Here is an 11984-nt window from a genome sequence, read left to right as displayed (position 1 = left end):
GTTCAGCGCGGGTTCGGACTGGGCGGAGAGGGCACGGTGGCGGGCGTGCCTTCACCCGCCTGGACGCCCAGGGCGCGCTCCACCTCCGCCAGGGACGCGAACACGCCCTCCGGCAGGCCGCTCAAACGCGTCAGCAGGGACGCCGCGGCATCGTTCTCCCGGGCCAGCCACACCAGCTGTGACCGGGACAGGGGGAAGACAGCGCCCCGCAGGGCCTGGGAAACGGCCAGCACCAGTCCGGCCACGTCATCCAACCCAGGTGCCCCATGGATTTGTTTCATTTTCATCCATCCTGTGTGCCTCCCCAGCAGCCAGGGGAGCGGCGGTCGGGCATCCACCTGCCCATTGGCCCTCTCGGCACCCGTCCCCACCCTATGAGGGCACTCCGACCACATACCAGGAGGACGAGATGACGAAGAAGAAGAGCACGGGGTACACGGAGAAGATCGAGCACGTGCAGGCCACGCGCCCCGAGCCCTGGCCCGGCATCCAGGGTCGCTCCGAGGAGCGGGAAGAGGATCTGCCCACGGGAACGAAGCGGGCGGAGCAGGCCGACGTCACTGACGCCCAGCGTCAACTCGAGCGGGAAATGGACGAATCGGCCGCCTCCACCCGGGAGTAGCGGCGCCGTGATACCGAGCAAGCCGGGCGGGCCGCCTTCGTGGGCGGCCCGCCAGGACGGCGCGGACTAGAACAGCAGCCGCATCGGGTGCTCGAGCAGCGCCTTGAGTTCCCGCAGGTACTCGGCGCCGATGGCCCCGTCGATGGCGCGGTGGTCGCCCGAGAGCGACACCGTCATCACCTTGCGGATCACCATCTGCCCGTCGCGCACGACGACCTTGTCCGACACGGAGCCCACCGCCAGGATCGCCGCCTGGGGCGGATTGATGACGGCGATGAACGAGTCGATGCCGTACATGCCCAGGTTGCTCACCGTGAGCGAGCCACCCGTGTACTCCGCCGGCTTGAGGGCGCGCTTGCGGGCACGCTCGGCCAGGTCACGCGCCTCGGCGGAGATGGCGCTCAGCCCCTTCTTGTCCGCGTCGCGGATGATCGGGGTGATGAGGCCGTCCTCGATGGCCACCGCGATGCCGACATCCACCGTCTCGAAGTGGAGGATCGCGTCGCCCTGCAGCGACACGTTCATCTTCGGGTAGCGGCGCAGCGCCATCGCCGACGCCTTCACGATGATGTCGTTGACCGAGACCTTGGACTCCAGGGCCTTGGCCTCCTCGCGGATCTTCAGCGCGGCGTCCATCTCCACGTCCACCGACAGGTAGAAGTGGGGCACCCCGGGCTTCACCTCGGCCATGCGCTGGCTGATGACCTTGCGCATGGTGGAGAGGGGCACCGACTTCGGCTCGGGACGAGGACCCGTGGCCTGGGCGGCAGCAGCGGCGGCGGGCGCCTTGCGCGCGGCGGGAGCGGCGGCCTGCGTGGACGCCGCCTCGATGTCGCGCTTCACGATGCGGCCCGCGGGACCCGAGCCCTTGATCTGCGACAGATCCAGGCCCTTGTCCTGAGCCATCCGCTTCGCCAGCGGGCTGGCGCGCAGCCGGCCCCCGGAGGCAGCGGCGGGAGCGCTCGGCTTGGGCGCCGGAGCCGCCGCGGCGGGCGTGGAGGCGGCGGCCTTGGCGGCGGGAGCCGCGGCCGGAGCGGAAGCCGGAGCCGGCTTCGCCCCACCCTTGCCCGCCAGGTACGCGATGGGCGCACCCACCTTGGCCATCTCGCCCTCGCGCACCACGATGCGCGCGAGCACGCCGTCGTCGTACGCCTCGACCTCGAGGTTGGACTTGTCCGTCTCCACCTCGGCGATCGCCTGGCCGGAGGAGATCTTGTCCCCCTCCTTCTTGAGCCACTTGACGATCTTCCCCTCGGTCATCGTCGGGGACATCGAGGGCATGGCGATGGCGATGCCGTCGTCCCCACCACCGGAGGCGGCGGCCTGGGGCGCTTCGGGCTTCTTCGCCTCGGGCTGGGCGGCGGCGGGCTTGGGAGCCTCCGCCTTGGGCGCGGCGGCGGGAGCGGCGGGCTTGGCGCCCCCACCCGCGTCGGCCTTCTCCCCCTTGGCGCCGAGCATGGCGATGGGCGCACCCACGGTGGCCATCTCCCCCTCGGGCACGAGGATCTTCAGCAGGTAACCATCGTCGTAGGCCTCAATCTCGAGGTTCGACTTGTCGGTCTCGCACTCGGCGATGGCTTCGCCAGAGGAGACCTTGTCGCCCTCCTTCTTGAGCCACTTGACGATCTTTCCCTCCTTCATCGTCGGAGAGAGGGAAGGCATCTGGATGGGCGTGGCCATACGTCTCAGGCTCCCTCTCGGTAGAGGACCTTCTTCACCGCGGCGATGATCTTCGGCGCGTCCGGCTGGATCGCGTTCTCGAGGTTCGCCGCATAGGACATGTTCACATCGAGGCCGGTCACGCGCACCACGGGCGCATCCAGCTCGTCGAACGCCTTGGACTGAATGATGTCCACCACCTGCGCGCCCACGCCGGCCAGGGGCCAGCCCTCCTCCACGATGACGGCGCGGTTCGTCTTGCGCACGGAGGCGAGAATGGCCTCCTCGTCCAGGGGACGCAGCGTGCGCAGATCGAGGATCTCCGCGGAGATGCCCTCGGCCTCGAGCTGCTTCGCGGCCTCCTCGCAGAAGTAGTACATGCGCGACCAGGTGATGATGGTCACGTCCTTGCCCTCGCGCTTCACGTCCGCCTTGCCGAGCGGGACGATGTGCTCGCCCTCGGGCACCTCGCCCTTGATGGCGTAGAGGCGCTCGCCCTCGAACATGACGACGGGGTTGTCATCCCGGATGGCCGCCTTGAGCATGCCCTTGGCGTCCGCCGGGGTGGCGGGAGCGATCACCTTGAGGCCCGGGAAGTGGGCGTAGGTGGACTCGAGCGCCTGGCTGTGCTGGCTGGACAGACGGCCACCCGCGCCACCGGGGCCGCGGAAGACGATCGGGCAGCGCAGCTGGCCGCCCGACATGTGGCGCAGCTTGGCGGCGTTGTTGACGATCTGGTCCATCGCCAGGATGGCGAAGTTCCACGTCATCATCTCCACCACCGGACGCAGGCCCACCATGGCCGCGCCGACTCCGAGACCCGTGAAGCCCAGCTCGGAGATGGGCGCGTCGATGATGCGCGCGCTCCCGAACTTGTCCAACAGACCCTGCGACACCTTGAAGGCGCCCTGATAGCGGCCCACTTCCTCACCAATCAGGAAGACCTGGGCGTCGCGCTCCATCTCCTCGGCGAGTGCCTGGTTCAGCGCCTCGCGATACATCAACTCGGCCATCTTTGGCTCCGAATGCGAAAATCGTCAGTCAGTGGAATGGAGTACTAACCCTTCAGCCCCGCGGCCTTGTCGGCCTTGTCCGCCTGTGCCCGCGGCTCCAGGTCCCAAGTCACCTTGAGCTCCTTGCCCGAGGGGTACGAGGGCCACTTGTCCACCTTCACGCCCAACACGCGCTCGCGGGGGCGCACGTCCTCCTCGCCCTCCTCCACGATGGTGTCGCGCCACAGCTCTTCCAGCGCCGGCTCGGGCGACTCGTCGGCGAACTTCACCGCCTCGTCCACCTGCGCCTTCACCTCGTTCTCGATGGCCTCGAACTCCGACTCCTTGGCCAGCTTGTGCTTGAGGATGTAGTGCATGAGGCGCGGGATGGGGTCGTTCTTGCGCTCCTCCTCCACCTCGTCCTTGGTGCGGTAGGTGGCGGGGTCCACCACCGAGTGGCCGCGGAAGCGGTAGGTGTTGGCCTCCATGAGCACCGGGCCGTTGCCCGCGCGGATGTAGGCCGCCGCGTCCTTCACCGCCTCGTACATCTTCAGCGCGTCCATGCCGTCCACGGCCTCGTGGCGCATGTTGTAGGCGGCGCCGCGCTTGTGGATCTCCGGCTCGGCCGACACGCGGCTGATGGCCGTGCCCATGCCGTAGCGGTTGTTCTCGCAGATGTAGAGCACGGGCAGCTTCCACTTGACCGCCATGTTGAACGTCTCGTGGAAGGCGCCCTGGTTGGCCGCGGCGTCACCGAAGTAGCACACGGTGATGCGGTCCTCGTTGCGGTAGCGGCTGGCGAAGGCCATGCCCGCGGCGAGCGGAATCTGCCCACCCACGATGCCGTAGCCCCCGTAGAAGTGGTGCTCGATGTCGAAGATGTGCATCGAGCCGCCCTTGCCCTTGCTGTAGCCACCGGTGCGGCCAAACAGCTCCGCCATGATCATTCCCGGGTGCGAGCCACGCGCCAGCGGCTGGGCGTGATCGCGGTAGCCCGAGAGCATGTAGTCATCCGGACGGATCGCCTCGTTGACACCGATCGCCACCGCTTCCTGCCCGATGTACAGGTGGCAGAAGCCGGCGATCTTCCCCAGGCCGTACTGCTGCTGGGTGCGCTCCTCGAAGCGGCGCATGAGGTACATCTTCCGGTACATCGTCAACAGCAGGTCCTTCGAGTAAGGGCTGGCCACCGCCACTCCTCCGTACAGTTGAGGGCCGCCCCAATCCGGAACGGCCAGAACGCCGAGGCGCCTGCATAGCGCGCGGCAAGGGGACTGCAAGGGCTTTCGTCTAGCCGCGTCGCGTCAAGACTCGTGTGAAAAGTGAGGCACGGAAACAATCTCCTCCAGCAGCGTCACGGGCCTACCGGAATGATCCGTTGCCAGGTGAATGACCTGGGCCTGGGGAAAGCGCGTCAGGTAGTCATTGGCGTGGGTGGGCTCGTTGTCGAAGGCGGCGATGAGCGTGCCCCACTGCCCCAGCCGGGCATGGGCCTCGCGCTTGAAGGCGTCATCGTTGTCGCTCGCGTTGGGCTTCATCAGCAGGTGGACGCGGCCCTCGCCGGGCACGGGCAGACCGCGCTCGCGCATGCACGCCTCGGTGCCCGCTCGCATGGCCTCGTGGCGGCCCGTCACGTAGACGAGGTGCGCGCCCGAGTCCGCCACGGCATGGGTGAAGGCGGCGGCGCCCTCGATGGCCTCGTCGTGCACGCAGTAGTCACTGGTGAAGAAGCGCTCCAGCCAGAAGGCGCGCACCAGGGGGTAGTGCTCCTCCACCTCCTGCTCGGACAGGCCGCAGTTGCGCATGGCGCCGCGCATGTCGAAGCCGCTGTCCCAGTGCTGGGGCGCGCACTGGCCCAGCTTCTCGTGTGATTTCGCCAGCCCGTACTCCCGCAGGATGAGGGCCTGCCGGGGCTTGTTGTCGAAGAGGGTGGAGTCCAGGTCGAAGGCGAGCACCGCCTGGGGGCCCATCGTCCGCGCCCGCTCCAGGATGCCACGCAGGGTCTGCTGCCAGCCCTCGCGCACCCGGGTCTTGAGATCAGAAGCCATGCCCCTTTCTACAGGGCAGCGGCCCCCCGGGGGGAGGGGAATTCAACCGATCAGGCCGCCGAGCGCACCGGCTCGGGCCGGGGGGGCTGCTGCTCGGGGTACAGACGCAACATCCGCTTGATGCCGTTGCGGTCCAGCACCAGCCGCACCAGGTGCAGCGACACCCGCTCCTGCCCCGCCTCCTGGACGATGAAGCGGAAGGCCAGGTCCACCTGGTAGCTCTTGGCGCCGCGCACCCGCCCCACCGAGAAGTCCTCCAGGTCCACGTACTCCAGCGCGTACTCCGGCTCGTCCATGTCGCGCAGGAAGCGCCCCACGTTGATGCGGATGATGTCGGTGATGCCCTCCACCCCCCGCTCGGTGCGCGGCAGCAGGTCCACGTCCAGCACCACCTGCTTCTGGTAGCGCAGCACCGTCTCGGACAGCTCCCCCTGGGACGCGGTGATGAGATCATCGCGCGAGCGCAGCGCGGCCACCTCCTCCGGCACCCGCGCCGCACGCCAGTAGTCCACCTTCTCCTGGCACGAGCCCAGGCACCGCCCCGTCACCGGCTCCACGATGCGCGCCGTGCGATCATAGAGATGCCGCGCCGCCACCTGGCTGAAGATGCGGCGCATCCCCTCCTTGATGCGATCCTTCATCATGTAGCCCACGATCATGATGAGGAAGAAGTTGAGGCTCGCCTGCGTGTAGCGGCCCTGCGCCCAGATGGCCACCGCCGAGGCGAACGCCATGGCCACCCCCGCCGCGAGCGCGAACAGCACCTCCTCCCATCCCTGGCGCTTCTGATCCCTCCGCGCCGACAGGAAGAGGATGTTCATGCAGAACTTCTTCAGGAAGCCGAAGCGGTGCAGGTACTCCTCGTTGTCCCCCGTGGGGCTGATGACCGAGCGCAGCTGGTTGTCGCGGCGGTACTTCTCCTCGCGCACCACCTCGTCCATCAGCTCCTTGCGCAGCTCGAAGGAGAAACCCGCCCGGGGCTGCTCGGCCATGTCCGCCACGGCCTTGCGGAAGAACTGCTCCACCGTGAGGCTCAGGTACTCGTCCACCAGGCGCAGCGAGGCGCGCGTCTTCTCCTTCAATCCATGCTGGTTGACCGCGCGCACCCACGTGCGGAAGCGCTCCAGGATCTGCCGCACGCTCATGCGCGTCGCCCTCGCGTCGCCCTCCAGCCGCGCGCAACCCCCCTCGGACGCCGCCGCCCGGCCCAGGCTCTCGCAGTGATCCTCCACGTCCCGCGCGAAGCGCCGCAGTGCGCCCCGGAACACACAGGACAACAGCTTCGCCTGATAGACGAGATCCCTCTCCCCCATCAGCCCCGTGCGCAGCGCCGCCTCCAGCCTCATCAGCGGCGAGCGCCCCGAGAACAACACCTCCTCGAGGCTCATCACCGGCGTCTTGAAGCGCACGTAGTTGTGGATGTCCCCGTAGAAGCTCGCGCGCGGATACGTCTCCGCGTCGATGTTCAGACTCGACGGAAGGAACAGGTACGTCTCGACGACATAGCGCGTCTCGTCATCCGCCCCGGAGGGCTGATACTCGAGCTTGAGTTCGAACTGCTTGCGGTCGTGGACTTCCAACCGGTTCTGCAACAGGGGCGAGGGTGTCGGGGACACCCCTCGACTCTAAGTCACAGAACTGTCACACGACAGAGGCCCCCGGGGACAAGGTCACCCTCCACCCCCCCAGGACGCAGGCCCCACCTCCTTGGGACCCCAAGGGTCTGGCCCCGGCACCTACATCAAGGCCCGGAGCTGGCCTGGGAGGCGTCGGTCGCGGGAGGAGGAGCCGCCGTGGCCACCGAGGACGCGCCGGCACCGCCATGCGCCTTGGGACGGGCATTCCAGAGCGTGAGCATGAGCAGGCCCCCCACCAGGGAGAAGCCGATCATGCTCGGGCCCCAGGCGCCCCAGCCGAAGTGATCCAACAGCGAGCCCATGCCCACGCCCACCACCGAGCCGCCCACGTACTGCATGCCGTCGAACATGCCGGCCGCGGTGGCCGCGGCCTTGCGTCCCCCGAAGTCCATGGAGGAGGTGCCCGAGAGCATGGAGTGCACGATGCTGATGGAGAAGGAGTTCACCACGAAGGCGGCGATCACCAGATCGATGCTGGGGGCCTTCCAGATGATGGCCATGCACACCACCTGCAGCGCGTAGCCGATGAAGGCCACGGGGGGCCGGCGCGCCTTGAAGAGCAGGTCGGACATGAAGCCCGCGGCGAACGCGCCCGCGATGCCCGCGAGCACCACCCCCGTGGCGCCCTTCTGGAAGACGGGGCTGTTGAGCGGCAGCTTCTGCGCCTCCAGCATGTAGCGCGGAAACCACTGCTCGAAGCCATGACGCACGAAGCCAGTGCAGAACTCGGCCGCCGCGATGGTGAGGGTGACGGGGTTGGTGAACACCACGCGCGCCACGTACTTGAAGTCCACCTGGCCGGTGTACCCGCTGGAGGCATCCGCCGTGTCCAGCGGCGGCAGGCCCGCCTCGTCCGGCGAGTCGCGCACCCACAGGAAGGTCAAGAACCCGAGCAGCGACATCACCGCCGCGGGCACGAAGAACACGAAGGGCCAGGGCAGCGTCGCCACCAGCAGCGGCCCGATGAAGTAGATGAGCGCCCGGCCTCCCTGGATCATCGAGCCGAAGATGGCGGAGAACACGCCGCGCTCGGCGATGTGGAACCAGCCCGAGTTCACCTTGATGAGCGCCAGGGCCGAGTAGGACTGGAAGTACATGTTCAGCGACCAGACCGTGGCCAGGTAGCCGAGCAGCAACGGCCCCGTGCCGAGGAAGCCCAGATAGGCACCCAGGCCAAAGGCCAGGTTGAACACCGTGCCGCCCGCGGCGCCCACCAGCATGGCCTTGCGCCCGCCGATCCGGTCCGCCAGAGGGCCGTTGAAGATGGCGGACAGGCCATAGATGAAGGTGGCCGCGCTGATGATGGCGCCCACCTGCGTCTTGCTCCACCCGTACTGCCCCGACAACGTGGCGTTGGCGAAGGAGAAGTTGTAGCGGCCCATGTACATGGCCGCGTACATGGTGCCGAGGGTGAGCCAGTTCTGGGCGCGGCGCAGGCGGAAGGCCCGCGAATACTCCGGCCGAGGCGACGAGGACGAGGGGGCGGCGTCATGCATGGCGCCGGGCACCCTACCCGCCTTGGCGCCCCACCGCCAATCACGCCCCGAGTGAATCACTCCTGCTCGGCGAGCAGCCGCAGGATGCACAGCTCCGTCTTCGCGTCCGGCACCTCCCCACTCCGGCACAGCGCGAGCAGCTCGCGGATGGGCCGCCACCGCACCTCGGTGCCCTCCTCCAGGGGCGAGCCGTCTCCCTTGGGCACGCCGGGCTCCCGGCCCGTCACGTCCACCGCCGCCGGAAACACCTTCTCCGACAGGATGCCCGGCGCCACGAAGAAGCCCGCCCCGAGCAGCCGCACCTCCTCGGGCCGCACGTCATAGCCCGCCTCCTCCCGCACCTCCTCGGCCGCCCGGTGCCGCAGGCCCGCCTCGCCCTTGTCCTCGAGCTCCAAGAGACCCGCGACGATCTCCTCCACCCGCAGGTAGCTGGCCGCGTCCGGCACCGTCATGTCCTTGCCGCGCCGGAAGTACGCCGCCGGCCGCAGGTTCATCCGCGTGAGCACCTCCAGCCCCGACTCGCCCCGCCGGTACACCAGCACCGCCACCGCGTCCAACCGCGGCCGGTCCACCACGTCCACCCGGTACACCTTGGACGCCGTCCCGTCCGCGCGCCGGTTCTGACACCGCAGCCTGCGCACGCGCAGAAAGCCCTCGTCGCACCTCGCCGTGGCCGAGAAATCCTCGATGACCTCGATGTCCGTGACCGAGGACTGACTGCTCGAACGCATGACCGCTCCCTGAACCAAGATCGTGACGCGGGGCCGTACCGCCTCCCCCCGGAATACTGTCGTACCTCGCCCGGACCCCGGGGCGGTCGATTTCCACATTCCCGCCCCGACGGCCTCGCGCGTCATCAAGACGACAACACGCGGGCCGTCATGAACAACCCCCGGCTCGCGGCCCTGGGAATATCCCCACCCGCGGCAGGTTGAACTCGCACGCCTACTCAGCGGCGTGGGGGCCATGCTCAAGCGATTCGTGAACGTGAAGGACGAAGAGATCGGCCCGGTCCTCGTGTCCTTCTTCTATTTCTTCACGCTGATGTGCGGCTACGCCATCCTCAAGCCCCTGCGGGATGAGATGGCGACGGCCAAGGGCGTCCAGGGGGTGCCGTGGCTCTTCACGGCGACCTTCCTCGTGATGCTCGTGGCGGTGCCCATCTTCTCCGCGCTCGTGTCGCGCTGGCCCCGGCGGCGCGTCCTGCCGCTCGTCTACCGCTTCTTCCTGCTCCACTTGCTGATCTTCTTCGGAGTGCTGAAGCTGGGCGTGGACCGGGACGCGGTGGCGCGGGCCTTCTTCGTCTGGGTCAGCGTCTACAACCTCTTCGTCGTCTCCGTGTTCTGGACCTTCATGGCGGACCTGTTCGTCAACGAGCAGGGCCGGCGCTTGTTTGGTTTCATCGCCGCGGGGGGCACGACGGGCATGTTGGTGGGCCCCTTCCTCGTCAAGCTCCTGGCCGAGCCCGTGGGCGCCACGAACCTGATGCTCGTCACCGCGGTGCTGCTGGAGGCCAGCGCCCGGTGTGTGCGGCGGCTGTCCCGGCAGGAGACCCTCGCCCCCGCCCGGGCCAGCACCGCCGAGGCGCCCGTGGGCGGCGGCGTCTTCGCCGGCCTGCGGCTGCTGTTCTCCTCCCCCCTGCTGCGCGGCCTGGCGCTGCAGATGCTCCTCTACGCCGCCACCTCCACCTTCCTCTACTACCAGCAGGTCCACATCGTGGACCGGGGGGCCTCCGGCGCCAACGCACGCGCGGCCGCGTTCGCGAACATCGACTTCTGGGTGCAGGTGCTCACGCTCGTGCTGCAACTGGGCGTCACCGGCCGGCTCATCCACCGCTTCGGTCTGGGCGCGGCCCTGGCGGTGGCACCCCTGCTCACCGCGCTCGGGTTCGCTGGGCTCGCGCTGCTGCCCGGCATGGGCATGCTCATCTCGTTCAAGGCCTTGCGCAATGCCTCGCATTACGCGCTCGAGCGCCCCGGACGCGAAATCCTCTTCACCGGCGTGGACCGCGAGACGAAGTACAAGTCCAAGGGCTTCATCGACACAGTGGTGTACCGCGGCAGCGACACGGTGAGCTCCTGGCTGTACCGGGGCCTCGACGTGCTGGGGCTGGGCCCCACGGGACTCGCGCTGTCGGCGGTGCCCGTCGCGTGTCTGTGGCTCACCGTGTCCCTCTGGCTCGCCCGCTACTCGCGCGCCCACCTGCCCGCGCCGGAGCCCGCCTGGAGCGCGTCCACGGACGCGGCCCGCTGACTCCACGGCATTGCGTTCCTTTCCTTCGGATTTCCTCAAGAGGAGGTCGTTCCCCATGAAGCTGTCTCGTAGAGGGCTGTTGCAGGGAGCCGCCGCACTCGGCTCGCTCTGGACCGTGGGCTGTGCCACCACCCGGACGTCCGCGCCCAAGGGGGGAGGCAAGCGCATCCTCATCCTCGGAGGCACGGCCTTCCTGGGCCCCCAGCTCGTGGAGGCGGCGCGCGCGCGCGGCCACACCGTCACCCTCTTCAACCGCGGCAAGACGCGGCCCCAGCTCTTCCCCGACGTGGAGAAGCTCCAGGGGGATCGCGACCCCAACAAGGGCGAGGGCCTGAAGGCACTCGAGGGCCGTACGTGGGATGCCGTCATCGACACCTCCGGCTACGTGCCCCGCCTGGTGCGCGCCTCGGCCCAACTCCTGGCGCCCCACGTGGGCCAGTACGTCTTCATCTCCAGCATCTCCGTCTACAAGGACATGACCCGGCCGGGCCTGGACGAGACCGCGCCCGTGGCCACCACGAGCGACCCCGCCAACGAGACCATCGGCGAGGAGAACTACGGCGCGCTCAAGGCGCTCTGTGAACAGGAGGCGGAGGCGGCCTTCCCCGGGCGCACCACCAACATCCGCCCGGGTCTCATCGTCGGCCCGGAGGATCCCACCCAGCGCTTCACCTACTGGCCCGAGCGCGTGGCGCGGGGCGGCGAGGTGCTCGCGCCCGGAGACGGCTCGGATCCGGTGCAGTTCATCGACGTGAGGGACCTGGCCGAGTGGACCCTGCACGCGCTCGACAACCGCGACTTCGGCGTCTTCAACGCCACCGGCCCCACCCGGCCACTCACCGTCCGGGAGATGCTCGAGGCGTGCAAGCAGGCCAGCCAGTCCGATGCCACCTTCACCTGGGCCGATGCCGCCTTCCTGGAGCAGCAGAAGGTGAGCGGCTGGAGCGACCTGCCCGTCTGGGTTCCCTCCACCGGGGACTCGGCGGGCGTCGGCCAGGTCAGCAATGCCCGGGCCGTGGCGCGAGGCCTGAAGTTCCGCCCCGTCGTGGACACCGCGCGCGACACCCTGGCCTGGTTCCGGGGGCTGACTCCGGACCAGCAGGAGAAACTGCGCAAGCGCGGCGGCCTCCCTCCGGAGCGGGAGCGCGAGGTGCTCGCCGCGTGGCATCAGCGGCAGGCGCGGCCCGCCCAGGCGGGGTGATGGGGAACCCGGGGCCGGATGGGAAATAATCGCGGCCCCCCGGGAACCTTTCCGTGCCTCGCGGGTGGAAGCAGGC

At 68.8% G+C, this 11984-nt stretch carries 11 protein-coding genes; 3 read left to right on the top strand and 8 right to left on the bottom strand.

All coding sequences use genetic code 11. The annotated features are described in order from the left end of the window. Positions 1–2 precede the first annotated feature (2 nt). On the bottom strand, positions 3–281 hold the full coding sequence (locus tag F0U63_RS14740) for a DUF2795 domain-containing protein (RefSeq protein WP_395846542.1): 279 nt from the start codon (positions 279–281) through the stop codon (positions 3–5). Positions 282–409: 128 nt separating this feature from the next. Between F0U63_RS14740 and F0U63_RS14735 the strand changes: the two genes are divergently transcribed. Continuing rightward, a complete protein-coding gene (locus F0U63_RS14735; protein ID WP_395846541.1) occupies positions 410–622 on the top strand; it encodes a hypothetical protein in 213 nt (70 codons plus the stop codon). Between the two features lie 66 nt (positions 623–688). Here F0U63_RS14735 and F0U63_RS14730 read toward each other — a convergent pair whose 3' ends face one another. From F0U63_RS14730 to F0U63_RS14700, 7 genes are all read right to left on the bottom strand, one after another. Further along, positions 689–2302: a pyruvate dehydrogenase complex dihydrolipoamide acetyltransferase gene (locus F0U63_RS14730; RefSeq protein WP_395846540.1), complete on the bottom strand. Its 1614-nt coding sequence runs from the start codon at positions 2300–2302 to the stop codon at positions 689–691. A gap of 5 nt (positions 2303–2307) precedes the next feature. Further along, positions 2308–3294, bottom strand: coding sequence for a pyruvate dehydrogenase complex E1 component subunit beta (locus F0U63_RS14725; RefSeq protein ID WP_395846539.1), 987 nt, complete (start codon positions 3292–3294; stop codon positions 2308–2310). A 44-nt stretch (positions 3295–3338) separates the two neighbouring features. Beyond that, on the bottom strand, positions 3339–4463 hold the full coding sequence (pdhA, locus tag F0U63_RS14720; RefSeq protein ID WP_395846538.1) for a pyruvate dehydrogenase (acetyl-transferring) E1 component subunit alpha: 1125 nt from the start codon (positions 4461–4463) through the stop codon (positions 3339–3341). A gap of 114 nt (positions 4464–4577) precedes the next feature. After that, entirely contained in the window at positions 4578–5321 is a 744-nt protein-coding gene (locus F0U63_RS14715) for a hypothetical protein (protein WP_395846537.1), read from the bottom strand. Between the two features lie 50 nt (positions 5322–5371). Then, positions 5372–6937 (bottom strand): hypothetical protein, encoded by a 1566-nt coding sequence (locus F0U63_RS14710; protein WP_395846536.1) that lies wholly within the window; start codon positions 6935–6937, stop codon positions 5372–5374. A gap of 125 nt (positions 6938–7062) precedes the next feature. Continuing rightward, entirely contained in the window at positions 7063–8454 is a 1392-nt protein-coding gene (locus F0U63_RS14705; protein ID WP_395846535.1) for an MFS transporter, read from the bottom strand. Positions 8455–8510: 56 nt separating this feature from the next. Further along, positions 8511–9185: an NUDIX hydrolase gene (locus tag F0U63_RS14700; RefSeq protein ID WP_395846534.1), complete on the bottom strand. Its 675-nt coding sequence runs from the start codon at positions 9183–9185 to the stop codon at positions 8511–8513. Positions 9186–9420: 235 nt separating this feature from the next. Between F0U63_RS14700 and F0U63_RS14695 the strand changes: the two genes are divergently transcribed. Both F0U63_RS14695 and F0U63_RS14690 read left to right on the top strand, forming a co-directional pair. Continuing rightward, entirely contained in the window at positions 9421–10707 is a 1287-nt protein-coding gene (locus F0U63_RS14695) for an NTP/NDP exchange transporter (protein ID WP_395846533.1), read from the top strand. A gap of 55 nt (positions 10708–10762) precedes the next feature. Then, complete coding sequence (locus F0U63_RS14690; RefSeq protein WP_395846532.1) at positions 10763–11908, top strand: SDR family oxidoreductase; 1146 nt, start codon at positions 10763–10765, stop codon at positions 11906–11908. Positions 11909–11984: the final 76 nt, after the last annotated feature.

This window comes from Cystobacter fuscus (assembly GCF_044360685.1).
GTDB classification, from domain to species: Bacteria; Myxococcota; Myxococcia; order Myxococcales; family Myxococcaceae; genus Cystobacter; species Cystobacter fuscus_C.
The sequence above is the reverse complement of the archived record's forward strand: the minus strand, read 5'-3'. Positions and strand labels throughout refer to the sequence as shown.

Excerpts from the sequence above, each read along its gene's own strand:
- F0U63_RS14740 (WP_395846542.1), bottom strand. The coding sequence starts at position 281 with ATGAAACAAATCCATGGGGCACCTGGGTTGGATGACGTGGCCGGACTG.
- F0U63_RS14735 (WP_395846541.1), top strand. The coding sequence starts at position 410 with ATGACGAAGAAGAAGAGCACGGGGTACACGGAGAAGATCGAGCACGTG.
- F0U63_RS14730 (WP_395846540.1), bottom strand. The coding sequence starts at position 2,302 with ATGGCCACGCCCATCCAGATGCCTTCCCTCTCTCCGACGATGAAGGAG.
- F0U63_RS14725 (WP_395846539.1), bottom strand. The coding sequence starts at position 3,294 with ATGGCCGAGTTGATGTATCGCGAGGCGCTGAACCAGGCACTCGCCGAG.
- F0U63_RS14715 (WP_395846537.1), bottom strand. The coding sequence starts at position 5,321 with ATGGCTTCTGATCTCAAGACCCGGGTGCGCGAGGGCTGGCAGCAGACC.
- F0U63_RS14705 (WP_395846535.1), bottom strand. The coding sequence starts at position 8,454 with ATGCATGACGCCGCCCCCTCGTCCTCGTCGCCTCGGCCGGAGTATTCG.
- F0U63_RS14700 (WP_395846534.1), bottom strand. The coding sequence starts at position 9,185 with ATGCGTTCGAGCAGTCAGTCCTCGGTCACGGACATCGAGGTCATCGAG.
- F0U63_RS14695 (WP_395846533.1), top strand. The coding sequence starts at position 9,421 with ATGCTCAAGCGATTCGTGAACGTGAAGGACGAAGAGATCGGCCCGGTC.
- F0U63_RS14690 (WP_395846532.1), top strand. The coding sequence starts at position 10,763 with ATGAAGCTGTCTCGTAGAGGGCTGTTGCAGGGAGCCGCCGCACTCGGC.